28 protein-coding genes are annotated in these 25,964 nt (G+C 71.4%); 20 read left to right on the top strand and 8 right to left on the bottom strand.

Translation table 11 applies throughout. The features are described 5' to 3' along the window. The first annotated feature begins 13 nt into the window (after nt 1–13). From ABDJ40_RS13045 to ABDJ40_RS13085, 9 genes are all read left to right on the top strand, one after another. Nucleotides 14–976, top strand: a complete 963-nt coding sequence (locus tag ABDJ40_RS13045; RefSeq protein ID WP_347610304.1) for a U32 family peptidase — start codon at nt 14–16, stop codon at nt 974–976. Nucleotides 977–986: 10 nt separating this feature from the next. Continuing rightward, a complete protein-coding gene (gene ubiT / locus ABDJ40_RS13050; RefSeq protein WP_347610306.1) occupies nt 987–1,463 on the top strand; it encodes a ubiquinone anaerobic biosynthesis accessory factor UbiT in 477 nt (158 codons plus the stop codon). Nucleotides 1,464–1,494: 31 nt separating this feature from the next. Further along, complete coding sequence (ipdC, locus tag ABDJ40_RS13055; RefSeq protein ID WP_347610309.1) at nt 1,495–3,123, top strand: indolepyruvate/phenylpyruvate decarboxylase; 1,629 nt, start codon at nt 1,495–1,497, stop codon at nt 3,121–3,123. A gap of 127 nt (nt 3,124–3,250) precedes the next feature. Beyond that, nucleotides 3,251–3,523 (top strand): DUF2249 domain-containing protein, encoded by a 273-nt coding sequence (locus ABDJ40_RS13060; protein ID WP_347610311.1) that lies wholly within the window; start codon nt 3,251–3,253, stop codon nt 3,521–3,523. Nucleotides 3,524–3,561: 38 nt separating this feature from the next. Beyond that, entirely contained in the window at nt 3,562–4,758 is a 1,197-nt protein-coding gene (locus ABDJ40_RS13065; protein WP_347610313.1) for an NnrS family protein, read from the top strand. A gap of 24 nt (nt 4,759–4,782) precedes the next feature. Continuing rightward, nucleotides 4,783–5,241: an RrF2 family transcriptional regulator gene (locus ABDJ40_RS13070; protein ID WP_347610315.1), complete on the top strand. Its 459-nt coding sequence runs from the start codon at nt 4,783–4,785 to the stop codon at nt 5,239–5,241. Nucleotides 5,242–5,249: 8 nt separating this feature from the next. Further along, complete coding sequence (gene ccoG, locus ABDJ40_RS13075; protein WP_347610317.1) at nt 5,250–6,710, top strand: cytochrome c oxidase accessory protein CcoG; 1,461 nt, start codon at nt 5,250–5,252, stop codon at nt 6,708–6,710. Nucleotides 6,711–6,730: 20 nt separating this feature from the next. Beyond that, nucleotides 6,731–7,075, top strand: a complete 345-nt coding sequence (locus tag ABDJ40_RS13080) for a metal-sulfur cluster assembly factor (protein WP_347610319.1) — start codon at nt 6,731–6,733, stop codon at nt 7,073–7,075. A 25-nt stretch (nt 7,076–7,100) separates the two neighbouring features. Further along, complete coding sequence (locus ABDJ40_RS13085) at nt 7,101–8,168, top strand: hypothetical protein (RefSeq protein ID WP_347610321.1); 1,068 nt, start codon at nt 7,101–7,103, stop codon at nt 8,166–8,168. 27 nt (nt 8,169–8,195) lie between these two features. Here the strand turns inward: ABDJ40_RS13085 and ABDJ40_RS13090 are convergent, their stop codons facing one another. The 4 genes from ABDJ40_RS13090 to ABDJ40_RS13105 all read right to left on the bottom strand — a co-directional run bounded on the left by ABDJ40_RS13090 (nt 8,196) and on the right by ABDJ40_RS13105 (nt 11,832). Further along, nucleotides 8,196–9,938, bottom strand: a complete 1,743-nt coding sequence (locus ABDJ40_RS13090) for a bifunctional diguanylate cyclase/phosphodiesterase (RefSeq protein WP_347610323.1) — start codon at nt 9,936–9,938, stop codon at nt 8,196–8,198. Further along, on the bottom strand, nt 9,935–11,002 hold the full coding sequence (locus tag ABDJ40_RS13095; protein ID WP_347610325.1) for an ABC transporter substrate-binding protein: 1,068 nt from the start codon (nt 11,000–11,002) through the stop codon (nt 9,935–9,937). The genes ABDJ40_RS13090 and ABDJ40_RS13095 overlap by 4 nt, the downstream gene beginning before the upstream one ends. Nucleotides 11,003–11,124: 122 nt before the next feature. Then, a complete protein-coding gene (locus tag ABDJ40_RS13100) occupies nt 11,125–11,451 on the bottom strand; it encodes a rhodanese-like domain-containing protein (protein WP_347610327.1) in 327 nt (108 codons plus the stop codon). Between the two features lie 45 nt (nt 11,452–11,496). Beyond that, complete coding sequence (locus ABDJ40_RS13105) at nt 11,497–11,832, bottom strand: ArsR/SmtB family transcription factor (RefSeq protein ID WP_347610413.1); 336 nt, start codon at nt 11,830–11,832, stop codon at nt 11,497–11,499. 207 nt (nt 11,833–12,039) lie between these two features. On the opposite strand from ABDJ40_RS13105, the gene ABDJ40_RS13110 reads away from it, so the two are divergent. The 6 genes from ABDJ40_RS13110 to ABDJ40_RS13135 are packed head-to-tail and all read left to right on the top strand — an operon-like array spanning nt 12,040 to nt 17,791. Next, nucleotides 12,040–13,134, top strand: coding sequence for an efflux RND transporter periplasmic adaptor subunit (locus ABDJ40_RS13110; RefSeq protein WP_347610329.1), 1,095 nt, complete (start codon nt 12,040–12,042; stop codon nt 13,132–13,134). A gap of 21 nt (nt 13,135–13,155) precedes the next feature. Further along, nucleotides 13,156–16,437 (top strand): efflux RND transporter permease subunit, encoded by a 3,282-nt coding sequence (locus ABDJ40_RS13115; protein WP_347610331.1) that lies wholly within the window; start codon nt 13,156–13,158, stop codon nt 16,435–16,437. Between the two features lies 1 nt (nt 16,438). Continuing rightward, a complete protein-coding gene (locus ABDJ40_RS13120) occupies nt 16,439–16,648 on the top strand; it encodes a YgaP family membrane protein (protein ID WP_269632594.1) in 210 nt (69 codons plus the stop codon). 15 nt (nt 16,649–16,663) lie between these two features. Further along, nucleotides 16,664–17,098, top strand: coding sequence for a thioredoxin TrxC (trxC, locus tag ABDJ40_RS13125; RefSeq protein ID WP_347610334.1), 435 nt, complete (start codon nt 16,664–16,666; stop codon nt 17,096–17,098). Continuing rightward, entirely contained in the window at nt 17,098–17,574 is a 477-nt protein-coding gene (locus tag ABDJ40_RS13130; RefSeq protein ID WP_347610336.1) for an OsmC family protein, read from the top strand. Before trxC ends, ABDJ40_RS13130 begins: the two co-directional genes overlap by 1 nt. A gap of 19 nt (nt 17,575–17,593) precedes the next feature. After that, complete coding sequence (locus tag ABDJ40_RS13135; RefSeq protein ID WP_269632591.1) at nt 17,594–17,791, top strand: YgaP family membrane protein; 198 nt, start codon at nt 17,594–17,596, stop codon at nt 17,789–17,791. Between the two features lie 30 nt (nt 17,792–17,821). On the opposite strand, the gene ABDJ40_RS13140 is transcribed toward ABDJ40_RS13135, so the two are convergent. Next, entirely contained in the window at nt 17,822–18,598 is a 777-nt protein-coding gene (locus ABDJ40_RS13140; protein WP_347610338.1) for a TlpA family protein disulfide reductase, read from the bottom strand. Between the two features lie 145 nt (nt 18,599–18,743). Between ABDJ40_RS13140 and ABDJ40_RS13145 the strand changes: the two genes are divergently transcribed. Next, nucleotides 18,744–19,223, top strand: a complete 480-nt coding sequence (locus ABDJ40_RS13145; protein WP_269632589.1) for a thioesterase family protein — start codon at nt 18,744–18,746, stop codon at nt 19,221–19,223. A gap of 21 nt (nt 19,224–19,244) precedes the next feature. Here ABDJ40_RS13145 and ABDJ40_RS13150 read toward each other — a convergent pair whose 3' ends face one another. Further along, nucleotides 19,245–20,741 carry a sensor domain-containing diguanylate cyclase gene (locus ABDJ40_RS13150; protein WP_347610341.1) on the bottom strand — a complete coding sequence of 499 codons (1,497 nt, stop codon included), beginning with the start codon at nt 20,739–20,741 and terminating at the stop codon, nt 19,245–19,247. A gap of 86 nt (nt 20,742–20,827) precedes the next feature. Between ABDJ40_RS13150 and ABDJ40_RS13155 the strand changes: the two genes are divergently transcribed. After that, nucleotides 20,828–21,898 (top strand): hypothetical protein, encoded by a 1,071-nt coding sequence (locus ABDJ40_RS13155; protein WP_347610343.1) that lies wholly within the window; start codon nt 20,828–20,830, stop codon nt 21,896–21,898. On the opposite strand, the gene ABDJ40_RS13160 is transcribed toward ABDJ40_RS13155, so the two are convergent. Both ABDJ40_RS13160 and ABDJ40_RS13165 read right to left on the bottom strand, forming a co-directional pair. Continuing rightward, the gene (locus ABDJ40_RS13160) at nt 21,882–22,514 is read right to left on the bottom strand and encodes a helix-turn-helix transcriptional regulator (RefSeq protein WP_347610345.1); all 633 of its coding nucleotides are present in this window, start codon (nt 22,512–22,514) and stop codon (nt 21,882–21,884) included. The two genes, ABDJ40_RS13155 and ABDJ40_RS13160, sit on opposite strands and share 17 nt — an antisense overlap. Beyond that, entirely contained in the window at nt 22,511–23,794 is a 1,284-nt protein-coding gene (locus tag ABDJ40_RS13165) for an MFS transporter (RefSeq protein WP_347610347.1), read from the bottom strand. Before ABDJ40_RS13165 ends, ABDJ40_RS13160 begins: the two co-directional genes overlap by 4 nt. A 137-nt stretch (nt 23,795–23,931) precedes the next feature. On the opposite strand from ABDJ40_RS13165, the gene ABDJ40_RS13170 reads away from it, so the two are divergent. The 3 genes from ABDJ40_RS13170 to ABDJ40_RS13180 all read left to right on the top strand — a co-directional run bounded on the left by ABDJ40_RS13170 (nt 23,932) and on the right by ABDJ40_RS13180 (nt 25,910). Then, a complete protein-coding gene (locus ABDJ40_RS13170) occupies nt 23,932–24,408 on the top strand; it encodes a protein-tyrosine phosphatase family protein (protein WP_347610349.1) in 477 nt (158 codons plus the stop codon). Between the two features lie 83 nt (nt 24,409–24,491). Beyond that, complete coding sequence (locus tag ABDJ40_RS13175; RefSeq protein WP_347610351.1) at nt 24,492–25,079, top strand: RluA family pseudouridine synthase; 588 nt, start codon at nt 24,492–24,494, stop codon at nt 25,077–25,079. A 48-nt stretch (nt 25,080–25,127) separates the two neighbouring features. Next, on the top strand, nt 25,128–25,910 hold the full coding sequence (locus tag ABDJ40_RS13180) for an SDR family NAD(P)-dependent oxidoreductase (protein WP_347610353.1): 783 nt from the start codon (nt 25,128–25,130) through the stop codon (nt 25,908–25,910). The last annotated feature ends 54 nt before the right edge of the window (nt 25,911–25,964 follow it).

Genomic DNA, 25,964 nt, shown 5'->3' on the forward strand with positions numbered 1-25,964 from the left:
CTCCATGAGTCCCATGAACGCCCCCACCCTCACCGTCGGCCCGCTGCAGTACTGGTGGCCGCGCCAGACGCTGATGCACTTCTACGCCGAGCTGGCGGACAGCCCCGCCCATGCCATCGTGCTGGGCGAGGTCACCTGCTCGCGCCGCAACGAGTTCTCGCTGGAGGACTGGCTGGCCATCGCGCGCGAGCTGCAGCAGGCCGGCAAGCGCGTGCGCCTGGCCAGCATGCCGCTGCTGATGTCAGAGGCCGAGCTGCGCGGCCTGCGCCGCCTGGCCGAGGCCGCCCTCAGTGCCGACACGCCCATGGACTTCGAGGCGGGTGACGCCTCGGCCCTGCAGGTCTGGCACGGCCTCACCCGCGAGCTGCCCGCGCAGGAGCGCCGCAGCCAGCTGGTGCTGGGGCCGCATATCAACGTCTACAACCGGCCCGCGCTGGAGGAGCTGGCCAGCCTGGGCGCGGACGTCTGGGTGCCGCCGGCGGAGATGTCTCTCGCGGCCCTCGCTCGCTGCAATCCGCCGCTGGATCCGGTGCAGGCGCAGGGCCGGCCCGTGGCCACCGAGCTGCTGACTTTCGGCCGCATGCCCCTGGCCTTCTCGGCCCGCTGTTTCACTGCGCGCCACCATCGCCTGAGCAAGGACCAGTGCGAGTTCCGCTGCCGTGACGACGCCGACGGCCTGCTGCTGCGCACCAGCGAGGGCCAGCCCTTCCTCGCGCTAAACGGCATCTCGACGCAGTCTGCCGGCCTGCAGTGCCTGCTCCAGGAACACGAGGCCGTGCGCGCCGCGGGCGTGAAGGCCCTGCGGCTCTCACCCTGCAGCGGCGGCTTCTCTCGCGTGCTGGCGCTCTTCGACGCCGTCTATCGCCAGGGCGCCGATGCCGACGAGGCCCTGGCCCAACTGCAATCCCTGGACCTGCCCGGCAGCCTGGTCCATGGCTTCGCCCACCAGCAGCCGGGCATGCAGGCCCTGGCCTGAAAGGACTCCCATGCAAGCCTCCCCGCGCGACGCCACTGCACGCCCCCCGGCCCCGGCCGGCCTGCACCAGATGCTGCTGGACCACGTCCGCGGCGTGGTGCGGCGCCTACCCGTGGAGCCGCCCTCCTTCGTCGCCGCTCGCCTGCTGGACCAGGTCCTGCTGCCGCGCCTGGATGCCAGCCAGCGCCAAGGCCTGTCTCACAAGGTGATGGAGCTGGAGCTGCTGGAACCCGGCATCCGCCTGCGCCTGCAGCTGGGCGATGCCGGATTCATGCTGGCCCCGCGCGAGGCGCCGGTGCTGCTGCGCATCCGCGCCCGCACGCCGGCCCTGTGGCGGCTGCTGCGCGGCGAGGAGGACGCCGACCGCCTCTTCTTCGACCGCGCACTCGTCATGGAAGGCGACACCGAGTTCGGCCTGATGCTCAAGAACACCCTCGATGCCATCGGCCCCCTGCTGCCCGCCACCGCCTTCGGGCGCCCTCTCTGACGCCTCGAACCGCCGCCTGCCGGAGCCCGCCATGAATCTCACCCAAGCCCTGCTGCAGGCTCTCCAGGCGCGCGGCGCCACCGAGGTCTTCGGCATCCCAGGCGACTTCGCCCTGCCCCTGTTCCTGGAGATGCAGAAGGCCGCGGTGCTGCCGCTGCATCCGCTCTCGCACGAGCCCGCGCTGGCCTTCGCGGCGGATGCGGCTTCGCGCGCCCGGGGCGGCCTGGGCGTGGCCGCGGTGACCTACGGCGCCGGCGCGCTCAACCTCGTCAACGGCGTGGCCAGTGCCTATGCGGAACGGGTGCCGCTGGTGATTCTGTCCGGCGCCCCGGCCGCGCACGAGGCGGCCAGCGGGCTGATGCTGCATCACCAGGTCAAGTCCCTGGACAGCCAGTGGCGCATCTTCCAGGAGATCACCGTCGATCAGGCCCGCCTGGATGACCCGCGCACCGCGCCGGCCCTGATCGCCCGCGTGCTGGATTCGGCCCTGCGCGAGGCCGGGCCGGTCTACCTCGAGATCCCGCGCGACATGCCCGCCCGCCCCTGCGAGCCCGTGCCCGCGCGACAGACGCGCCCCGTGGACGCCGAGCGCCTGGCCGCCTGCGCCGACGAGCTGCTGGCCCGCCTGCGCCAGGCCCGTCATCCGCTGATGCTGGTGGGCGTGGAGATCCGCCGCTACGGCATCGAGGAGCAGGTGGCCGAGCTGGCCCGGCGCCTGGACATCCCCGTGGCCACCACGCTGATGGGTCGCGGCCTGCTGCACGATGCCGGCGTGCCCCTGCTGGGCACCTACCTGGGCCTGGCCGGCGACGCGGCGCTGACCGAGCAGATCGAGAGCTCGGACGGCCTGCTGCTGCTGGGCGCCATCCTCAGCGACACCAACTTCGCCGCCGCCCGCCGGCCCATCAACTTCCGCCACGGCATCCGCGTGTGGCAGGGCCAGGTGGAGATGGGCCACCACAGCTACCACGACGTGCCCATCAAGGACCTGGTCGAGGCCCTGCTGCTGCGCCTGCTGACCCGGCCCCTGCGCCCGGCCGCGCCGCCCCAGCCCTGGCCCGCCCCCCTGCTGCCCAGCGCGGACGCACCGCTGAGCCCGGGCGCCATCATCAGCGTGCTCAACGAGTTCCAGCAGCGCCACGGCGCCATGCCCGTGGCCAGCGATGTGGGCGACTGCCTCTTCAGTGCCCTGGACCTGGCCCCGGGCGACCTGCTCGCGCCGGGCTACTACGCCAGCATGGGCTACGGCGTGCCCGCCGGCCTGGGCCTGCAGGTGGCCACCGGTCGCCGGCCGTTGATCCTCGTCGGTGACGGCGCCTTCCAGATGACGGGCTGGGAGCTGGGCAACGCCCGGGCCCTGGGCGTGGATCCCATCGTCGTGGTCTTCAACAACAGCAGCTGGGAGATGCTGCGCACCTTCCAGCCGGAGGGTCAGTACCACGGCCGCGGCGACTGGGACTTCGCCGCCATGGCCGCCGGCATGGGCGGCGCCGGCCACCGCGCCGCCACCGTGGGCGAGCTGCGCATGGCGCTGGACCAGGCGCTCCAGGAGCGCGGCCGCTTCCAGCTGATCGACGCCCGGCTGCCGGCCGGCTCGCTGTCGCCCACGCTGAGCCGCTTCGTGCAGGCGGTCAAGCGCCTGTCCATGCCCGAAGACTGAGCACCAGGGCCAGCGGCGCCGCCCAGGCGGCCGGCACCACTTGATCCAGGTCAAAAGAAATATCCTGAATATTGCTTTACATCATCCCGATCGGCACAATTCCTACATCTAACATGAAGGTTTAAAGATGAACACCACCGCCATGCCCCACATCCATGTGCCCAGCCTGCCACCGCAGGAGCGCCACCCGGCCATCTTCGGCACCTTCGAAGCCCTGCCCGTCGGTGGGTGGCTGGAGCTCAGCAACGACCACAACCCAGAGCCCCTGCACCGCCAGTTCCAGGTGATGTGGCCCGGCCAGTTCGAGTGGGAAGCGCTGGAATCCGGCCCCGAGCAGTGGCGCGTGCGCATCTCCCGCAAGCCCGCCGGCAAGAGCTGCTGTGGCTGCTGCGGAGGCTGAGTCCTCGCCCTGACGGCTTCGAAAGAAAGACTGACACCATGAGCACCGTCCTGTTGCGCCTTGAGGAACCGCCGGCCCGGCGGGATGGCTTCGCCCTGTGGGCCCTGGGCTTCCGGCCCTTCTACCTGCTGGCCGCGTTGCAGGCTCTGCTGATGGTGCCCCTGTGGGCGCTTCAGTTCAGTGGCTGGCTGCCGCACGCGCTGCTCAAGGGCCCGGCCTGGCACGCGCACGAGATGGTGTTCGGCTATGCGCTGGCGGTGGTGATCGGCTTCCTGTTCACGGCCGGGCGCAACTGGTCCGGCCAGGCCACGCCGACCGGGCGCCCGCTGCAGGCCCTCGCGGCCCTGTGGGTGCTGGCCCGGCTGGCGGTGCTGAGCCCCTGGGCCTGGCTGTCGCTGCTGCTCAATGTGGCCGTGCCCTGGGCCGCGGCCTGGGGCCTGTGGCAGGCCCTGCACAAGGGGAACAACCGCCGCAACTATTTCTTCGTCGGCCTGCTGGTCCTGATGGGCCTGGGCAGCGCGCTGCTGCACCTGGGCAGCATGGGCCTGCTGAACCTGCCGCTGCTGAGCGCCGCCGGCCTGCCGCTGGGGCTGGACATCGTGCTCTTCATGATCGCGGTGATGGCCGGGCGCGTGGTGCCCATGTTCTCCAACAACGGCGTGCCGGGCATGCAGGCGCGGCGCGAGCCCTGGGTGGAGCAGGCCTCGCTGGGCAGCGTGATCGCCCTCCTCGTGCTGGACGCCCTGGGCGTGGGCGGCGGCCTGAGCTTTGCCGTGCTGAGCTTCGCGCTGCTGGCCCACAGCTGGCGCCTGCTGCTGTGGCAGCCCTGGAAGACCTGGCGCAATCCGCTGGTGTGGGTGCTGCACGCCGCCTATCTGTGGCTGCCGGTGCATCTGCTGCTGCGCATCGCCGCCCTGCTGTGGCAGCTGCCCAGCGGCCCGGCCACCCATGCGCTGACGGTGGGCGTGATCGGCATGATCACCCTGGGCATGATCACCCGCACGGCCCTGGGGCACACCGGGCGCCGCCTGCAGGCCGGTCCGGTGGAGACCCTCGCCTACCTCTGCATGTTCGCCGCAGCCCTGGTCCGCGTGGCCCTGCCGCTGCTGCGGCCGCAGTGGCTGATGGAAGCGGGCCTGGCCTCGTCCCTGCTGTGGAGCGTCTCGTTCGCGCTCTATCTGTGGCGCTATGCACCGTTCCTGGTGCGCACCCGCGCAGATGGCCAGCCCGGTTGAGCCTGGCAGGGAGACAATGCCCCCATGCGCCTCACCACCATGACCGACTACGCGCTGCGACTGCTGATCTACCTCGGCAGCCATCCGGAGCGCCTGTGCACCACCGCCGAGATCGCACAAGCCTATGAGATCTCGGAGGCCCACCTGACCAAGATCACCCACCAGCTGGGGCTGGGCGGCTGGATCACCACCGTACGCGGCAAGGGCGGTGGCATGCGCCTGGCGCATGAGCCCTCGGCGATCAACCTCGGCGCCCTGGTGCGCGCCGTGGAGCCCGACTTCATGCTGGTGGAATGCCTGGGCGATGGCAGCGACTGCCGCCTGACCCAGCGCTGCCGCCTCACCCGCATCTTCAAGGAAGCGCTCGCGGCCTTCCTGGGCGAGCTGGACCAGCACACGCTGGCCGAGCTGCTCCCGCCGCCGGGCCGCAAGCTGCCCCTGCGCCCGCCTCCCGACTTCCCCATCCGCGCCCTCAAGGCCTGACCCCGCGCATGTCCTCCGCCGAGCCCCCCGCCGCCGACCCGGCGGCCCGCCGCGTCATTCCCATCCAGGCCGCTGCCGCAGCGGCCGGCAGCTCGCTCTACGTGGCCGAGCAGAAGATCTACCCGCGCTCCGTCAGCGGCCGCTTCGCCAACTGGCGCTGGGCCCTGGTGGCGCTGACCCAGCTCTTCTTCTACGGCATGCCCTGGGTGCAATGGGAAGGCCGACAGGCCCTGCTCTTCGACCTGGTGGGCGGGCGCTTCTACATCGGCGGTCTGGTCTTCTATCCGCAGGACCTGATCTACCTGGCGACCCTGCTGGTCTTCAGCGCCCTGCTGCTCTTCTTCTTCACCGCCGTGGCTGGGCGGCTGTGGTGCGGCTATGCCTGCCCGCAGACCGTCTACACGGAGCTCTTCCTCTGGATCGAGCGCCACACCGAGGGCGACCGCCAGGCCCGCATGCGCCTGGACGCCTCGCCCTGGAGCCCCGAGAAGCTGGCCCGCAAGTCCGCCAAGCACGCCGGCTGGATCTTGCTGGCCCTGTTCACCGGTTTCAGCTTCGTCGGCTACTTCAGCCCCATCCGCGAGCTGAGCGCGGCGCTGATGCAGTTCGCGCTCTCGCCCTGGGAGCTGTTCTGGGTGCTGTTCTACGCCGGCGCCACCTATGGCAACGCGGGCTGGCTGCGCGAGCAGATGTGCAAGTACATCTGCCCCTATGCCCGCTTCCAGAGCGCCCTGATCGACGCCGACTCGCTCATCATCACCTACGACGCCAGACGCGGCGAACCGCGCGGCGCACGTTCGCGCAAGTCGGCCGAGGTGCTGGCCCAGGGCCGCGGCGACTGCGTGGACTGCACCCTGTGCGTGCAGGTCTGCCCCACCGGCATCGACATCCGCAAGGGCCTGCAGAACGAGTGCATCGGCTGCGCCGCCTGTATCGACGTCTGCGACCAGGTGATGGACAAGATCGGCGCCCCGCACGGCCTGATCCGCTACGCCACGGAGAACGGCGTGGCCCAGGGGCTCACACGCGCCCAGATGTGGCGCCGCACCCTGCGGCCGCGGGTGCTGATCTACGGCGGCGCCCTGGCCGTCCTGGGCGCACTGATGGTCTGGCAGCTGAGCCAGCGAAGCGCCCTGCTGATCGACGTCATCAAGGACCGCGGGGTCATGGCCCGCCTGGTCGACGATGGCCAGGTCGAGAACGTCTACCGCCTGCAGCTGCTCAACCGCAGCGAGCGCACCCTGCACCTGACGCTGGAGGCCGCCGGCCTGCCAGGCCTGCGCGTGCTGGGCGGTGAACGGGTGGAGGTGGCGCCGGCCGCCATCGTGTCCTTGCCCGTGCAGCTGCGCCTGCCGCCGGGCGTGGTCCGGGAGAGCGGTGCGCGCCGCGTGCAGCTGCTGGCCCGCGACCTCGACCATCCCGAGGCCCCCGCCTTCCAGGCCGAGGCCAGCTTCTTCGTGCCGCGCTGACAGCGCAACCCGGAGCCCGCATGGACGACGCAAGACCTGACCCTGCCATCAGTTCCTCAGCCGACCCCGAGCGTGAGCGCCTCATGGCTGTGCTGCGCCGCGTGGCCGACCCCGAGATCGGCGAGAGCATCGTGGACCTGGGCCTGGTGGACAGCCTCGTGGTGGGCCCCGCCGGCGTGACCCTGACGCTGATCCCCACCAGCGCCACCTGCCCCATGGCCGACGTGCTGATCGAGGATGCCGAGACCGCCCTGCGCCAGGCCTGCCCTGCGGACTGGGCGGTGGCGGTCGAGATGGACTGGGACGCCACCTGGACGCCCCAGCGCATGTCCACCGCCCTGCGGCTGCGCCTGGGCTGGGCCTGAGCTCCGCCGGCGTCACCCTCGCCCCATGAACACCCACGCGCGCCGCCCCCTGCCCCTGGGCCTGCGCCTCGCGCTGCCCCTGGCCCTGCTGAACCTGCTGCTGGCCCTGGCCGGCGGGCTGCAGCGCCTGGGCGGCCTGCCCGTGGGCCTGTCCTTCATCGCCCAGCAGGCCCTGCAGCACCATGGGCTGTTGATGCTGGGCGGCTTCTTCGCCACCCTGATTTCACTGGAGCGGGCGGCCGCGCTGGGCCGTGGCTTTGCGGTGCCCCTGGCCTGCGGCCTGGCCGGCGTGGTCCTGGTTGCCGGCCTGCCCGGCGTGGCCCTGGGTCTCTGGGCCGCTGCCGCGCTGGGCCTGCTGGCGCTGTACCTGTGGGCGGGGCATTCGCGGGCCTGGTCCCTGCCCCTGCTGATCGAGGCCAGCGCCGCCCTGCCCCTGCTGATGGCCGTGGCCGGGCAGGCGCAGGGCTCGGACTTCGCCCTGCGCTGGAACGGCTCCCTCTTCCTGCTGCTGACCATCGCGGGCGAGCGGCGCGAGCTGTGCCGGCTGCTGCCCCTAAGCCCGCTGGCCCGCCACGGTTTCCTGCTGCTGTGGGCGGGGCTGCTGGCCAGCGGCGGCCTGAGCCTCTGGCAGCCTGCGCTCGCCGCGCGGCTGGCCTGGCCGCTGCTGCTGGGCCTGGCCCTGTGGCTGCTGGTCTTCGACATCGCCCGCCGCCAGTGGCGCGCAAAGGCCTGGGCCGGCCACACGGCGCACTGCCTGCTGCTGGGCTACGCCTGGGCCGCGGCGGCCGCACTGGCGGGGCTGCTGGGCCTGCCGCAGCTGGCCTGGCACTGGCTGTGGCTGGGCTTCGTGATGGCCATGGTCTTCGGCCATGCGCCCATCATGCTGCCCGCCCTGCTGCGCCTGCAGCCGCGCTACAGCCCCTGGGCACTGGCGCCCCTGGGCCTGATGGCGCTGAGCCTGCTGCTGCGGGCCCTGGGCCAGGTGGGTGTGGCAGCCTCGCACCTGCTGCCCTGCGCGGCCTGGCTGCATGGTCTGTCCCTGCTGGGATTCGGTCTGCTGATGGCCATGCGCTGCCGCGCGCGGCGGCCCTGATCGGGCGGCAGACTGGCCCGGCCTTCTTCAGGGCAGGCGCCGCGGTGGCGCCTCGGCATGGCAGATGAGGCCGCCACCGCCGCTCTTGGCGCGGTACATGGCCTGATCGGCCGCGACCATCAGCGTCTCGGCGTCCTGGCCATGCTCGGGGAAGCGCCCCACCCCCACGCTGGCGCCCACCCGCAGCTCGCGCCCTTCCCACTGCACGGGCTCGGCCAGGGCGTCGCGGATCTTGCGGGCGACCACGTCCACGTCTTCGGGGTCGCTGACCTGGTCGATGAGGATCACGAACTCGTCGCCGCCGATGCGGGCCACGGTGTCGGACTCCCGCACCAGGTGCCGCAGCCGCAGGGCCAGGGCCTTGAGCACGGCATCGCCGGCCGCATGGCCCACGCTGTCATTGATCTCCTTGAAGCCGTCCAGGTCCACGAAGAGCATGGCCAGGCGGCCCTGGTCGCGCCGGGCATGGGCCAGGGCGTGGTCCAGGCGATCCATGAAGAAGCGCCGGTTCTGCAGGCCGGTGAGGCTGTCGTGGCTGGCCAGGTGGTCCAGCTCGTGCTGCTTCTGGGCGAGCTTGGCGAACTGGCCGCTGATCTGCAGCTGCATGTGCTCGATGGAGCGGGCCAGCATGCCGATCTCGTCCCGACGGTCGGTGGGCAGTTCGTCGCTGCGCAGCCCGCCCACGAAGCCCTCGACCGCACGGACGATCTGCGCCAGCGGCCGCGTCAGGGCGCGCGCCAGCAGGGCGGCCAGCAGCACCGCCATGGCACTGAAGGCCGCGACGATGCGCAGCACCATGCGCCCCAGGCTGTCGCTCTCAGACAGCACCTCGGACAGGGGCTGCGAAAGGCCCAGCACGAAGTCCTCCTCGGCCTTCAGCGCGGTAGCCGGCTGGCGCACGAAGGCCGCCACCTGCACGGAGGCATCGCTGCCCTCGGAGCGGGTCACCACGGTCTGCTCGTCCTGGGCGGGCGGGTTCACCAGCAGCTCGCGCACGCCGGGAAACTCGTCCTGCACGAGCGAGGACTGTCCGCGGTCGAAGGCAAAGGTCTTGCTCCGGTCGGGATGGACCAGGTACTCGCCCTGGGCATTGCTGAGGTAGAGCTGCAGGCTCGGCGGGAGGTCGGCGGCCAGCTGACCGAAGAGACCGTTCAGGTCCACATTGATCACAATGACGCCCAGGGCCACGCCATGGGGATCCAGCACCGGCGCGGACACCTCCAGCGCCGGCTTGCCATGGCCGGCATGGGCGCCGACCTCGTGGTTGATCACCGCACGGGAGACATAGACCTGGCCGGCACCCAGGCGCAGCGCCTCGTAGACGTAGGGATAGTGGCCCTTCTCCTGCAGGTCCTCGCCCTGCACGCGGGTCACGCCGATGTCGTCGCGGTCCACGCGCACCCGTTCGAGGCCATGGTTGGCCGCGTCCATGAGGCGCATCTGGAAGTACTCCGGATGCGTCTCCAGCATCTGGCGGAACAGCTGGGCCAGGGTGGTCTCGTTGCGGGCCACCAGCTCGGGGTCGGTGCGCAGCAGCATACGGCCAGCCCCGGGGTGGCCGGCCACCATCAGCACGTCGCGGGCCGTGCCGTCCAGGCCCACGGCCAGCTGCCGGACCAGCACCCGGGTGGCCGTCACCAGGCGCTGCTCGGCGGCGGACACCAGGAGCTGGCGGCTGGCGCTGTAGGCGTAATAGCCCGTCAGCCCGGCGGCCAGCACGCCGCTCAGGGCGAGGGCGAGGCCCAGGCGCCAGGAGATGCCGCCCTTCATCGCTGCAGCACCTTGGACGGCCGGTCGCCGGACTGGATGCGGGACCACAGCTGCTCGCGCCGCTGCTCATCCTCCACCGGCTCCAGCCAGCGCAGCGTCACCTGCGGCGCGCTGCTCACCGATTCGCTGACCGTGTTGGCCAGGCCCTGGCGCGTCACCAGCAGGCTGCTGGCGGGCTCCTCCAGCATGAAGTTGATCCAGGCGTGGGCCAGCTCGACCTGCTGTGTTGCGGCGGAGATGGCCCAGCAGTCCAGCCACGCCAGCGCCCCCTCGCGCGGGATGACATAGCCGACGTCGGCGCCGGCCGCCTTCAGCAGGTGCACCTGCTGCATGCCGTAGTTGGCGTACATCAGCGCCACGCGGTGCCGCAGGAAGAGCTGCACGGATTCCTCCGGCAGGCTGTAGAAGCCCAGCACATTGCGCCGCAGGGCGACCAGCTTGTCCACGGCCGCCGGCCAGCGCGAGTCCTCGATGCGGAAGGGCTGGCTCTGTCCCAGGGCCAGGGCGGCCAGCGAGAAGTTGTGGGTGCCGCCCGCATAGGCCAAGACCTTGCCCTTCCAGCGCGGATCCCACAGCTCCTGCAGGGAGGCAGGCGGGGCTGTGACCTGGCGCCGGTCGTAGATCAGGCCCATCTCAGAAAAGGTGTAGGGCACGGCAAAGACCTGCAGCTGGCCCTCGCGCCGGCGGCTCAGGCCCGGAATGGACGAGAGCTCGCGAAAGCGCGTCAGCTGGCGGCGGGTGTTGGGGATGCGCTGGAGCTCGATGGGCAGGGCCATGCCCTGATCGATGTACTGCTGGAGCTCGGCGGTGTTGAGCGCGAAGACGTCGAAGTCCCGGCCTTTGTTGGCCAGCAGGCGCTGCCGCATGGCCTCGTCCGATCCCACCACGGTGAGCTCGACCCGCGCCCCGGTCTTCTGCGTGAAGCCCTGCAGCACCTCCGGATCGGCATAGCCCGGCCAGGCCAGCACGCGCAGAACTTTGGCCGCCGGCTGCGCCGCAGCCGGGGCCGGCAGGCCCGGGAATCCCAGAAGGCATGACAAAACCAGCAGGATGCGCAACACCATCCAACCATCCTAGAGGAAGCGGGCGACGGCCGGCCCGTTGCATGGGCGTCTACGCCACAGGGACAAGCCTTGATATGCGACAGATGCCGCGAATCCGGGCCTGCGGCTGGCGGCCGATTCCCTCAGGAAGCCCGCACCGGCAGGCCGTGGGCCAGCCAGGCGGCCATGCCCCCTGCCAGGTTGCGTACCTTGCGGTGCCCATGATGGCGGAGGTAGTGCATGGCCTGCTGGCTGCGGCCGCCGGCCGCGCAGGCCATCAGCAGCTCGGCATCCATGGGCAGCTCGTGGTGGCGCCGCTCGAGCTCGCTCAGGGGCAGGTGCAGCACCCGCTCCACGCCATACGCCATTCTCCGGACCTCGTGGGCCTCGCGGACATCGACCAGCCAGGCCCCTTGCGCCAGGGCTTCCAGGGCGGCACGGGGATCGAGTGACAGCAGGGGAGGGTTCATTGCGGGATTCCGTTGCGTTCAAGAGGGACCGTGAGCGTCGGGCGTTCAGGGCTTGAGAAAGCGGGCCCCGGCCTCGGCGAGATGGGCCTGCTGGCGGGCCAGTTGGCCGCAGACAAGGTCGCACAGCGCGTAGACCGAGGGATCGGCGATGCGGTAGTACACGCTGGTGCCCCGGCCCTCGCGGTGCACCAGGCCGTGGCGCTGCAGCTGCGCCAGGTGGCGGGAGATGTTGGCGGCGCTGCTGCCGCAGGCCCGGGCCAGATCTCCCACGCACTGCGGCTGCTCGCGCAGGAGGTTGAGCACGCGCAGCCGGCTGGGCTCGGCCAGCAACTGGAAGAAGCCTGCCACCTGCTCCAGGGCGCTGTCGGGCAGGTCGCGGATGCCGCAATGCAGCGCGACGGCCGCCGGCGGCGGCACGGGCAGCGGCGGATCAGCATCAGAACGGGACTGGGGCATGGAAGGCCGACCTCCGGCGCGGCGGCAGGCGGGCTTCGGTCCGCCTTGCCGGTTCAGATTCATTTGACTATTTGCGTGATTGCGCAAATAATAAATCCAACACAGCCCTCTGTCCAGCCCGCGACACCCATCATGCGCAAGACCCCTCCCCCCCCGCTCCCGCTCTGGCGCCTGCCCGCCTGGGCTCCGGCCGCCGCGCTGACACTGGCCTGGTCCCTGGCCGGCCTGCCGGCCCTGGCGTCCGAGGCGGCTCAGCCGGCGCTCAAGACCTACACCGTGCAGGCCGGCACCGGCGGGCTGAGCCAGGCGCACGAGGCTCGCGTCGAGGCCCTGCGCCAGACCACGCTGGCCGCCCAGGTGGCTGGCGCGGTGCTCGAGCTGCGCATCAAGCCGGGAGACGCCGTCAAGGCCGGCCAGCTCCTCATGCGTCTGGACGCGCGCAGCGCCGACCAGAGCGCCCAGGCCAGCGAGGCCCAGGCCCAGGTCGCCCGTGCGCAACTGGAGCTGGCGCGGCGCGAGCTGGACCGCCAGCAGCAGCTCTTCCGCCAGCGCTTCATCAGCCAGGCTGCCCTGGATCAGGCGGAAGCCCAGTTCAAGACGACCGAGGCTCAGGTGCAGGCCCAGCTGGCCCAGGCCGGCGCAGCGCGCAGCCAGAGCGCCTGGTACCAGCTGCGCGCGCCCTATGCCGGCGTGATCGCCGAGGTGCCCGTGGTGCAGGGTGACATGGCCCTGCCCGGCCGCAGCCTCGCCGTGCTCTACGACCCGGCCGCCCTGCGCGTCACCGCCCATGTGCCGCAGGCCCAGGCCCAGCTCGCCCAGGGCTCGGGCCACACCGTGCTGGTGGACATCCCCGGCCTCGGCATGCAGGGCCAGATGCCCAGCCGCGTGCAATGGCTGCCCACCGTCGACAGCGGCAGCGGCACCGTGGAGCTGCGGGCCGAGCTGCCGTCCACGCTCAAGGGCCTGGTGCCGGGGCAGTTTGCCCGCATCCGGCTCGGCGGGACCGCGCCGGAACCGGCAGGGCCCGCGGTCCTGCTCGTGCCCGCGGAGGCCGTGGTCCGGCGCGCCGAGATGACGGGGCTCTATGTGCTCAACGCCGAAGGCCGCCCCTTGCTGCGCCAGGTGCGCCTGGGTGAGCGCCGTGGCGGCGAGATCGAGATCCTCAGCGGCCTCAGGGCCGGCGAGCGCGTGGCCCTGGAGCCGCAGGCCGCCGCCCGGGTGCGTTGAGCGGGAGGCTTCATGAAATCAATGGACAAGCCTGCACTGGGCGTCTCGGGTCGCATCGCGGCCTTCTTCCAGTCTGCGCAGATCACGCCCCTGCTGGCCCTGGTGGCCCTGCTGCTGGGCATCTTCGCGGTGATGGTCACGCCTCGCGAGGAGGAGCCGCAGATCAACGTCACCATGGCCCAGGTGCTGGTGCCTTTCCCCGGCGCCTCGGTCAAGGACGTGGAGCAGATGGTGGCCAGCCCCGGCGAGCAGGTGCTGTCGCGGATGGCGGGCGTCGAGCATGTGATGTCGGTTTCGCGGCCGGGCCTCGCGGTGCTGACCGTGCAGTTCAAGGTGGGCGTGCCGCGCACCGAGGCCCTGGTGCGCCTGCATGACACCGTCAGCAGCCATGCGGACTGGCTGCCCGCCGGCCTGGGCGTGCAGCAGCCCCTGGTCAAGCCCCTGGGCATCGACGACGTGCCCATCGTCAGCCTCACCCTCTTCAGCACGCAGCCCGAGACCGGGGCCTATGCGCTCGAACGCGTGGCCCACAGCCTGGAGAGCGAGCTCAAGCGCGTGCCCGGCACCCGTGACGTGGTGAGCCTGGGCGGCCCGGGCCGCGCCGTGCAGATCCACATCGATGCCGCCCGCCTGGCCAAGGCGGGGCTGAGCCTGGGCGAGCTGCGCCAGGCCCTGCAGTCGGCCCAGATGGGTCTGCCCCTGGGCGATCTGCTGCAGGGCGGCCAGGCCGTCGCGCTGGAAGCCGGCCCTTGGCTCGCCTCGGCCCGGGACCTGGAGGCGCTGGTGGTGGGCGTGCGCGAGGGCAAGCCCCTGTTCCTGCGCGAGGTGGCCCGCATCGTGGACGGCCCGCTGACGCCCAGCCGCTATGTCTGGCATGGCACAGGCGGCGCACCGCTGCCGCCTGGTGCGGCCTCCGGCGTGCGTGGCGAATATCCGGCCATCACGATGGCCATCACCAAGAAGGCCGGCGAGAACGCCATCGACGTCGCCAACGCCCTGATGCAGCGCGTGGACACCCTGCGCAACACCATCATCCCCGCCGACGTGCAGGTGCAGGAGACGCGCAACTACGGCGCCACCGCCAACGACAAGGCGCAGAAGCTGATCCAGAAGCTGCTCTTCGCCACGGCTTCCGTGGTGGCCCTGGTCTTCCTGGCCCTGGGCCGGCGCGAGGCAGCCATCGTGGGCACGGCCGTGATCCTCACGCTGACCGTCACCCTCTTCGCCTCCTGGGCCTGGGGCTTCACGCTCAACCGGGTGTCGCTGTTCGCGCTGATCTTCTCCATCGGCATTCTGGTGGACGATGCCATCGTGGTGGTCGAGAACATCCACCGCCACCAGCAGCTGCATCCCGGCCGCGGCCTGGCGCAGCTGATCCCCGGCGCCGTGGACGAGGTGGGCGGCCCCACCATCCTGGCCACGCTGACGGTGATTGCCGCTCTGCTGCCCATGGCCTTCGTCAGCGGGCTGATGGGGCCGTACATGGGCCCCATCCCCATCAATGCCAGCATGGGCATGCTGCTGTCCCTGGCCATCGCCTTCGTGGTGACGCCCTGGCTGGCCCGCCTGTGGATGAAGGCCCTGCCGGCCGACCAGGCGGCGGATCCGGACGCGCTGCACGGCCTCTCGGCGAAGCTGGCGCCCGTCTTCACGCGGCTGTTCACGCCGCTGCTGGACGCCAAGCAGGGCCCGCGCAGCCGCCGCCTGCTGGGCCTGGGCATCGCGGGGCTGATCGCCCTGTCCCTGGCCCTGCCCATGGCCGGCCTGGTGATGCTGAAGATGCTGCCCTTCGACAACAAGTCCGAGCTGCAGCTGGTGGTGGACCTGCCCGCCGGCACGCCGCTGGAGCAGACGGCCGCGGTGATGCACGAGCTGGGCGCCTACCTGGCCACCGTGCCCGAAGTGCTGCACTACCAGGCCTATGCCGGCACGGCCTCGCCCATCAACTTCAACGGTCTGGTGCGCCAGTACGGGCTGCGCTCCGGCAGCGAGCAGGGTGATCTCCAGGTCAGCCTGGTCGACAAGCAGCACCGCAAGGACCAGAGCCACGCGATCGCCACGCGCCTGCGCCCGCCGCTGCAGGCCATCGCCCGGCGCTTCGGCGCCAAGCTGAAGGTGGTCGAGGTGCCGCCGGGTCCGCCGGTGCTGGCCCCGCTGGTGGCCGAGGTCTACGGCCCCGACGACGCCGGCCGCCAGCAGCTGGCCCGCCAGGTGCGCCAGGTCTTCGAGCAGCAGGCCGGCGTGGTCGACGTGGACGACAGCAGCATCGCCGCGGCCCCGCGCCAGCTGCTGCTGGTGCAGCGCGCCCGCGCGGCGCAGCTGGGCGTGAGCCAGGCGGCCATCGTCAGCACCCTGCGCACGGCGCAGGCCGGCGAGGCCGTGCTGTGGCTGCATGACCAGAGCAAGTACCCCACGGCCGCCTGGCTGCAGCTGCCGCCCGAGCAGCAGGGCAGCCTGGACGCCCTGCTCTCGCTGCGCGTGCGCTCGGCCCAGGGCGCGCTGGTGCCCCTGCGCGAGCTGGTGACGGTGTCCGACACGCAGCGCGAGCAGCCGCTCTTCCACAAGGACCTGCTGCCGGTGAACTACGTCACCGGCGACATGGCCGGGCGCGTGGACAGCCCGCTCTACGGCATGTTCCAGATGCGCAGCGCCATCGCCCAGATCCGGGCGCCGGACGGCGGGCCGGTGGACGAGCACTTCATCCGCCAGCCCGACGACGCCTTGCGCGGCTATGCCCTCAAATGGGACGGCGAATGGCAGATCACCTACGAGACCTTCCGCGACATGGGCGCCGCCTACGCTGTGGGCCTGGTGCTGATCTACCTGCTGGTGGTGGCCCAGTTCGGCTCCTACCTGACGCCCCTGGTCATCATGGCGCCCATCCCCCTGACCCTGATCGGCGTGATGCCCGGCCACGCGCTGCTGGGCGCCCAGTTCACCGCCACCAGCATGATCGGCATGATCGCGCTGGCCGGCATCATCGTGCGCAACTCCATCCTGCTGGTGGACTTCATCCAGCTGCAGCTGCGGGCCGGCCTGGCCTTCGAGACGGCCATCCTGCGCTCCGCCATCACCCGCGCCCAGCCCATCCTGCTGACGGGCCTGGCCGCCATGCTGGGCGCCTTCTTCATCCTGGACGATCCCATCTTCAACGGCCTGGCCATCTCGCTGATCTTCGGCATCCTGGTCTCGACCCTGCTGACGCTGATCGTCATCCCGACCCTCTATTTCGTCGCCTACCGCCACCGCCTGCACCTGCTGCAGGCCCCCGCTCCCATGCCCTCACCCACTGAAGGAGACTGACATGACTTCCTGGCAAATCGTGCGCATCGCCGCCGGCTTCTTCGTGCTGCTGTCCCTGGCCCTGGGCCTGCCCGGCAGTCCCGTGTTCCACTCGCAATGGTGGCTGGCCTTCACCGCCTTTGTCGGCCTGAACCTGCTGCAAAGCGGCTTCACCCGCTGGTGCATGATGGAATCGATCCTGCGAAAGCTCGGGGTGCGCCCGGGCTGCTGAACCAAGGAGATGTCCATGCATCTGGTCTGTGCCCATTGCGGCGCCACCAATCGCGTCCCGCCCGAGCGCCTGCAGGACCAGCCGGTCTGTGGCCGCTGCGGGGCCGAGATCGCACCGCCCCGCCCGCTGGCCCTCGCTGACGCCCTGTTCGCCGACTACATCGCCAAGACCGAGGCTCCCGTGCTGGTGGACTTCTGGGCGGCCTGGTGCGGTCCCTGCCGCATGATGGCGCCGCAGTTCGAGGCCGCGGCCGCGCAGGCGCCCGGCGTGCGCTGCGTCAAGGTCGACACGGAAGCCTGCCCTCAGACCGCCGCGCGGCTGGGCATCCGCAGCATCCCCACCCTGGCGCTGTTCCTTGGCGGCCGCGAGATCGCGCGCCAGAGCGGCGCCATGCCGGCTGCCGAGCTGCTGCGCTGGCTTCAATCCCATCTCCAGAAAGGACATGCCTGATGAGCGATGAACTCGTTCGCGTCGACCTGGTCCAGCAGGCGGACTACCGCTTCGACACCCGCTTCGGCGGCGAGGTCCCCGCCCTGCTGACCGATGAGCCGCCCCCCCTGGGCACCGGCCAGGGCCCGTCGCCCGTGCAGCTGCTGTGCGCGGCCGTGGCCAACTGCCTCTCGGACTCCCTGCTCTTCGCCCTGCGCAAGTACAAGCAGGCGCCCGAGCCGCTGCGCTGCAGTGTGGAGGCCCAGGTCGGCCGCAATGCCGAAGGCCGGGTGCGGGTGCTGGCCATGCGCGCTCAACTGCAGCTGGGCGTGCCCGCCGCGCAGCTGCAGCACCTGGATCGCGTACTGAGCCAGTTCGAGGCCTTCTGCACCGTGACGCAGAGCGTGGGCCAGGGCATCGCCATCACCACGGAAGTGCGGGATGCCGAGGGCGCCCTGCTCAAGCCTGCCACCCCCCTCACCCCCCTCACCCACTGAACCCCGAAGGAGTACTCACATGCAAGCCAATGTCGGAACCCTGGACCGCGCCATGCGCGTCATTGCCGGCGTCGTCCTGATCGCTGCCACCCTGCTGGGCTTCATCGGCGCCTGGGGCTGGATCGGCCTGGTCTTCATTGCCACCGGCCTGCTGCGCTTCTGCCCGGCCTACCTGCCTTTTGGCATGAGCACCTGCAAGACGCCGGACAGCAAGTGAGGCACCGCGGCGCCTGAGTCAGGTCCGGGGTCAGGTCTTGCCTGCATCGCGGGCGATCTGCTCCTGGACCCAGCGCTGCAGCAGCTCGACGGGCTTCTCGCTGCGCTGGAGCTCGTGCAGGGGCCCGATGCTCACCACCTTGCCCTCGGGGCTCAGCAGCGCGAAGGCCGGGAAGCTGTTGACGCCCAGGGACTGCAGGAAGGGCTTGGCCTGGGGGTAGACGGGCCAGCGCAGACCGTGGTCCTGGACGAAGCGCCGGCTGGTGGCCTCGTCGTCGAAGGTGACGGCGGCCAGACGCAGCTCCGGCATGCGCGCCTGCAGCCCGTTGAGCACAGGCACCTCCGCCACGCAGGGGGCGCAGCCGGCAAAGTAGAAGCTCATCAGGGTGTAGCGGCCCTTGAGCGTGTCCGGCGACAGCGCCGCCTGATCCAGGGAGCGCAGCGAGAAGCCGGGCACGGCATCGCCCGGAGACACCTTGAAGCGCGTGGCGTCCGGCCGCCTGCCGGGCGGCTGCAGCTGCAGGGCCACTCCTTGCGCGCTCTTGGCGATGGCCACGCTCAGCCTGCCCTCGGCCGCCTTGAGGCGCTGGTAGAAGGCCTCACGGGGCAGGTCCCGGCCGTCCTCGTCCTGGTAACGGAGCGGGGTCTGCGCCGGCACGCCCAGGGCCGCCAGGAAGGCGGGCTCCTCGGCCGCCGCCTGCGGCAGGCTGAAGCCGGCCGCCTGCGCCAGATGCAGGGTGGCGCTGAAGGCCAGGGCCGCCAGCAGCGCTGCCGGACGGAAGGAACGGAGGGAATGGACGCTGATCATCGGCGCTAGTGTGCTGCGCAGGACCGGCAGACGTCTTAGCCCCGGCTTAAGCCGGCTCGGCGGCCCCGCGGCTTGTCGCCTGGGCGTCATTCTGCAGGGGAAGGCCCCAGGCCCCGGCGGACGGCCGCTGGGTTAGTGTCGGGGGATGAGCAGCACGCCGCCCCGCACGGTCTTCGAGGCCGACTTCACGACCGCCCTGTGCCAGATCTTCGAGGAGCACATCAGCTTCAACAAGGTGCTGGGTCTGCAGGTCACCGCACTGGAGGCGCAGGCCGCGGAAGCCACCGTGGCCATGCGCCCCGAGCTGATCGGCCACTTCGCCCACCACCGCATGCATGGCGGCGTGATCTCGGCCACGCTGGACGCCCTGGGCGGCCTGGCCGTGATGACGGCCATCGGCGACCGCCACCGCGACGAGCTCCCGGCCGCCCGCCTGCAGCGCTTCAACAAGCTGGGCACCATCGACCTGCGGGTGGACTACCTGCGCCCCGCCATCGGCGAACGCTTCCGGGCCCGGGCCGAGGTGCTGCGCCTGGGCAGCCGCGTGGCCAGCACCCGCATGGAGTTCATGGATGCCCAGGGACGTCTCCTGAGCACGGGATCGGCGGCCTACATGGTGTCCTGAGCCGGGCCGCCGCAGCGGCGGTCAGGCGCGCCGGTCATGCGTCCGGGCGGCGTAAAAGGCCTTCTTGTGTTCGTACATCATCGTGTCGGCGCGATGCACGGCGGCCTCGATGCGCTCGCCACCGCGCCACACGGCCCGCCCGACGGACATCTCCAGCAGCGCCCCTGCATGGAACTGATTGTTGAGCTCCAGCAGCTCCTCGACCTGGGCCTGCATGGCCTCCACGGCGGCCTCGTCGGCACCGGGCATCAGCAGCACGAATTCGTCCCCGCCGATGCGCGAGGCCGTCATCGGCGCCTCCACCGCCTTGGCCAGCACCTCGCCGGCACGGCGCAGGAGGGCGTCGCCCGCGGCATGGCCGGTCTCGTCGTTGAAGCGCTTCAGCCCGTTGACATCCAGCAGCAGGATGCCCAGCGGCGCCAGCCCGCGACGCTCCAGGCGGTTGATCTCGTCACTGAAGAAGCTGCGGTTGCGCAGCTTGGTCAGGGCGTCGTGCTTGCCCAGGAACTCGAGGTAGGCCTCCGCCTTCTTGCGGGCGCTGATGTCGGTCAGCGAGACCTGCACCAGGGACCAGTCGTGCTCATGCCCCGGCAGCACGCTGAACTGCAGGTGCACGTGCAGCAGCTCGCCGTCCAGGGTGTAGTTGACGGTCTCGCGCTGCTGGAAGATCTGGCCGTTCCACAGCTCGATGAGCTGCTCGGTGAAGGGGCGGCGCATCTCGTCCCGGAACACGTCGCTGAGGCGGGCCACCAGGGTGGCCTGGTCGGGCGAGCGGAACAGGCGCAGGGTCTGGCGGTTGACGCGCAGCACGCGGATCTGGGCCATGCAGCGCTCGACGAAATCCGGATGGACGTCGGTGAAGGTGCGGAAGTCGGTGATGCCCTGCTCGCGGACCTCGTCCAGCAGGCGCTTGACGCCGCTGAAGTCCTCCACCCACAGCGAGACGGGCGAGTGCTCGAAGAGGCCGTTGGCATAGCGCTCGCTGGCCTGCAGCTCGCGCTGGGCCTGCACGCGCGCCGTGATGTCTTCGAGGGACAGCAGCACCCTTGACCAGTCCGTCTCATGCCCCGGCAGCACGCGCACAGACAGGCGCACGTCCAGGCGGCGGCCGTCCAGGGTGTAGTTGACGGTCTGACTCTCGTAGCTCAGCTCGCCGCGCCACAGCCGCTCCAGATCCTGCACGTGGTGGTCCAGCATGTCGTCCCGGAAGACGGCGCCCAGATTGGCCACCAGATGGGCCTGGTCCCGGGCGCCGAACAGGCTCAGGGTCCTGCGGTTGACGCACAGCACACGGAGGCCCTCGGTGCACACCCGCAGGTCCTCAGGATGGCGCAGCAGGTGGGGTCGCAGCTCGCTCACGCCCTCGGCCCGCAGCCGGCGGAAGAGCTGAGCCAGGGCGCTGAAGTCCTCCAGCCAGAGGGACACCGGCGCCAGCTCGAAGAGCGCAAACCACTCGTGGGTGTCGGCATGCCGGTCCAGGGCGGCACGGACTTCTTCGGAAGATTTGTCGGCGGGCATGGCAGGATCTGGCATCACGGTTCTCGCCCCAGTCTAGCGGTGAATCCCGGGAGCGAGGCGCCAAGGAATTGGCATAGAGTCCGGGCATGCAGTCCCCGCAGTACCCGCAGCACCCCGATGCCGCCCCGGCCGAGGTTCCCCGCCCCGCCGCCGACGCCCCGGAGGCCCCTGCCACGGGCGAGGCCCTGCTTGCGCGGGCCATCCAGTCCTGGCAGACCGGTGATCTGCTGGGCAGCTGCCGCCAGGCCCTGGCCGCTGCGGCCGCCCTCAGTGGCGGGCCGGCGTCCACGGCGCTCCCGCATGCCCTGCGCCAGGCCGCCCTGGCCCTGTGCGAGTTCGGACTGGCTGCCGAAGCCCTGCCCCTGGCCCGCGCCTCCGTGCGCTACCTGGAGCGCGAGCAGCTGCATGAGCCGCTGTCCGCCTGCCTGAGCTGCCTGGGCCATGTCCACGCCCGGCTGGGCGAGCTGGACCAGGCCGAGCTGCTGCACATGCGGGCCCTCTCCCTGGCCCGCGAGTCCATCGACAGCGGCGACCGCATGCGGGCCTACACCAATCTGCTGGTCTCCATGGCCGCCGCACACGAGCAGGCCCTGGACCGCGGCGATGAGGAAGGTCGGGTGATGGCCCGCCTCGCCTTGCGCCGCGCCGAGCGCCAGCTGGGCGGGGCGCGCTCGCTGGCCCAGGACGGCCGCCTGCATGCCATCTTCCAGGGCGTGCTGAAGCTGGCCGTGGCCCACCTGCTGGTGCTGCTGCACCGGCTGGACGAGGCCGAGATCCTGCTGAACCAGCTGCTGGCGCAATGGTCCGTCGATGACCGGACGCGCTACTGGCGCTGGTCGGCCGAGGAAACCCTGGCCGACCTGCTGAACCGCCGGGGCCGGCCAGGCGAAGCCTGGCAGCTCCTGGCCCGCCTGCTCGCCGAGCCTGACCTGCAGGCCAATGTGCAGCTGCACGGCTCGGTCCTGCGACAGGCCCTGCGCAGTCTGCGTGCCATGGACGGACCCAATGCTCAGGACCGCATCCGCGCGCTGGAGGCCGAACGGCAGCGCTGGGAACAGCGCTGCACCCAGGCCGCCACGCAGGCGCGCGAGGCGCTGGCGCAGGAGCTGCTGCAGCTCGATCCGTGGTTGCGCGTCGTCCTCAGGGGTGCGGACTGACGCGGTAGGCGCAGCGCCGCGCGCCCGCCAGTTGGTGCTCCGTGCGCTGCACCTGCCCCCAGGGCGCCAGGCAGCGCTGGAACAGGGCCAGCTCCGAGCGGCAGAAGCCCTGGCAGGCCTGGGCGGCCGCGCAGATGGGGCAGTGGTCCTCGATCAGCAGCCAGTCCGCGCCCGCGCCCGCGCGCTCGACCCTCGCCATATAGCCCTCCCGCTCGCGCTCGGCGGCCAGCGCCACCAGGGCGCTGCGCAGGCTGCGCTTGCCGGCCAGGGCGGCCTGGTAGCGGCGTTCGCTGTCCTGCTCGCGGGCATCGATCAGGCGCTCCAGCGCGGGCTCGCCCAGCAGGCTGCGGACCTGGTGGATCAGCTGCACCGTGAGCTCGCCATGGCGATCCGGGAACTCGGCATGGCCCGCGGCACTGAGCCGCCAGACGCGGCGCGGGCGACCGACGGCACCGGCCTCGTCCTGCCACAGCAGCAGGCCTTCGTCGGCCAGCTGCTGCAGCTGCTTGTGCACGCCCATGCCGCTGAGGCCCAGGCCTTCGGCCAGCTGCGCCGCCGTCTGCGGGCCGCCGCTCTTGAGCTGCTGCAGCAGGCGCTGGCGGGCTTCGGTCTTCATGCCTGGCCCTCCTGCTGCAAATCCCTCTGACGCTCCGCGCGCGCCAGCGCCACCAGCTGCCAGGCCGCCAGCACGCAGGTCAGGCCGCCCAGGCCCATGATCCAGCGCGAGGACAGCAAGGCAAGACCTGACCCCAGCAGGGCCACCACCACATTGGCCAGGCAGAAGATGGTGGACAGCAGGCCCATCACCCGCCCCTGGCCATGGCTGGCGAAGCGCTCGGACATCCAGGCCGGCATGACCGCGTTGTAGAGCGCCAGGGGCAGGCCCAGGAAGGCGATCATCACCAGCCCCGGCGTGGACGGCAGCACCGCCAGCAGGGTCAGCCCCAGCGCCGCGAGCAGGGCCAGCCAGGCGGCGTCGCGCAGGGGATGGGCTCGCCGCCCGCTGCCGAAGCGCCCCGCCATGACGCTGGCCAGCGTCATGGTGGCGCACTGCGCGGCGGTGACGTAGGCGATGCCGCGGCTGCCCAGCCCGGCCTGCTCCAGCATCCACAGCGGCGCGAATTCATAAAGGGCCGTCACGCCCACCGTGTAGAGGAACTGCAGCAGGGCCAGGCGCGCCAGCACCGGGTCCTCGCGCAGCAGCCCCAGGGCCTGCTGCTCGCGCATGGACTGCAGCAGATGCAGAGGCCCGCTCACGCGCTTGCCGGCGGGCACGCCCGCCCCCAGGATCACCAGGCAGGGCAGCATGGCCAGGCCGGCCAGCACGAAGGGCACGGGCTCGCCCAGGCCCAGCGTCAGCCCGCCGACCAGGGGCCCCAGCAGCCAGCCCGCATAGAGGCAGGCATTGAGCCAGGCCAGGCCCCGGGTGCGGTCGATCTGGCCGTGCAGGTCCGCCACCAGGGCGCGGGCCACGGCCACATTGCCCTCGGTGATGCCGGTCAGAAAGCGGGCCAGCACGAAGACCAGGAACCAGCGCTGATGCAGGGCATAGGCGGTCAGCAGATAGCCCAGCAGCGTGGCCGTCAGCGTGACATTGAGGGTGGCGCGGCGGCCGTAGCGGTCGGACAGCGGCCCGATGAAGAGGCTGCCCAGCAGGATGCCCAGCGGGTTGACCGCCAGGGCCAGGCCCATCAGCAGCTTGGGGTCAAGGCCCAGGAAGTGGGTGAAGGCATCCGCCGGCCCGTCCACGAAGATGGGCGCCAGGATGGGATAGGGCATGGACACGCCCACCGTGCTCATCAGGGCCAGCGCGCAGACGGCGCCCAGCACCCAGTAGGGATGGCGGATCTGCGGGGCCTCGGGCTGGGGCAGCGGAGGATGGAGTGCGGCGCTCATGGTGCGGGGGCGGCCGCGGTGGGCTGTCGATTCGTCATGGCGGCATGATGCAGGCAGGCTTTTAATTTATCAACAAAACGTTGATTAACCACGAGCGCGCCGCTGACATCGGCAGGCACCGAAGGCACAATCCCGCCATGCCATTCCGTGCACTCGAACTCCCTCCCGACATCAGCGGCCGGCTGTGGCTGCAGTCCATGCCCGGCCGCCTGGAGCCCTGGGGCGCATTCCTCGACGAAGCCCGGCTGCGCCAGCTCAGCCTGGTCAGCTGCCTCAATCCGCTGGACGAAGTGGCCCAGCTCTCGCCGCTGTACCACAAGGCCGTCAGCGAGGGCCGCCTGCCCTTTCGCTGGCAGCACCTGCCCATGCGCGATTTCGGCCTGGGCGCGAATCCCGAGGCCTTCCGCCAGGGCGTGGAGACGCTGATCCACAGCCTGCGCGTGGGCGACCGCGTGCTGCTGCACTGCGCCGCGGGCATCGGCCGCACCGGCACCGTGGCGGCCTGCGTGCTCAAGGGCCTCGGCCTGGAGGTCGAGGAGTCCCTGCGGCGGGTGCGGCAGGCGGGGTCCAATCCCCAGTCCGCCGTGCAGAGCGGCTGGGTGGAGCAGTTCTGAGCGCCACCAACGCACTGCCACCCGCACCGGCGCCCGAGACGCTGCAGCTGGGCTGGGTCCACGCGGGCCCGGGCTGCGTGGTCGTGGACAAACCCAGCGGCCTGCTGTCCGTGCCCGGCCGGGGCGAGGACAAGCAGGACTGCGCGGCCAGCCGCGTGCAGGCGCGCTTCCCCGAGGCGCTGGTGGTGCACCGTCTCGACATGGCCACCTCCGGCCTGCTGGTCTTCGCCCGCAGCCCCGAGATGCAGCGCCTGCTGAGCGATGCCTTCGCCACGCGCCGGGTCGAGAAGCGCTATGTGGCGGTACTGGGCGGTCTGGTCGAAGCCGATGAGCAGGCCATCGACCTGCCCCTGGTCACCGACTGGCCGAATCGACCGCGGCAGATGGTCTGCCATCAGCGCGGCAAGCCCTCGCAGACCCTTCTGCGGGTGCTGAAGCGCGACACCGCCCGTCAGCAGACCCGCGTCGAACTGTTGCCGCTGACCGGGCGCTCGCACCAGCTGCGGGTGCACTGCCTGGCCATCGGTCACCCCATCCTCGGCGATGCGCTCTATGCGCCGCCCGCCCTGCAGCAGGCCGCCCCGCGCCTGCTGCTGCACGCCTGCGAGGTGGGCCTGCCCGCCCTGGGCGAGGTGCCGGCGCTGCAGCTGCAGAGCCCACCCCCGTTCTGAGCGCCCAGCCCGGCGCCATCCGAGGCAATCCAGCGCGAGAATGCAGGCATGAACAGCCCCAAGCGCCATCTCTACATCGTCAGCGGCAGCTCACGCGGCCTGGGCCTGGCCCTCGCGCGCGAGCTGCTGGCCAGCCCCGAGCACCAGGTCCTGGGCATTGCCCGGCGGGACAACGAAGCGCTCTACGGCCTGGCCGCCTCCACCGGCAGCGTGCTGCAGCAGTGGCGCCAGGACCTCGCCCAGCCCCTGCCCGTGGCTCAGGCCCTGAAGCAGTGGCTGCAGGCTCAAGCCCTGGACCGCTTCGACAGCCTCACGCTGATCAACAACGCCGGCGTGGTGACCCACCCGGGCGCGGTGCAGGACACGCCCCTGGCCGAGCTGTCCAGTGCCCTGCGCGTGGGCGCGGAGGCGGCCCTGCTGCTCAGCGCGGCCTTCCTGGACGCCTGCCGCCAGGTGCCGGGCGAGCTGCGCGTGCTGAACATCTCGTCCGGACTTGGGCGGCGCGCCATGGCTGGCACGGCGGCCTATTGCGCGGCCAAGGCGGCCATGGACCACCTGTCCCGGGCCATGGCCCTGGACGAGGCGCACCGGGCGAGCCAAGGGCTGAAGGCGGCCCGCATCGTCTCCCTGGCGCCGGGCGTCATCGACACCGACATGCAGCAGCAGCTGCGCAGCGCCGCACCCGGCGCGTTCCCGGACCAGCCGCGGTTCAGCGCCCTGAAGGCCGAACAGCAGCTCAGCAGCCCGGCCCAGACGGCCGCGGCCGTGCTGCGCTACCTGGCGCGGCCGGATTTCGGGGAGCAGGTGATCGCGGACGTGAGAGAGGCCTGAGGCCAGCGGGCGCCGAGACCCGCACCAGGGGCCGCACCAGGCCCCGCACCCTGG

This window comes from Roseateles flavus (genome assembly GCF_039872765.1).
Classification (GTDB): Bacteria; Pseudomonadota; Gammaproteobacteria; order Burkholderiales; family Burkholderiaceae_C; genus Roseateles_B; species Roseateles_B flavus.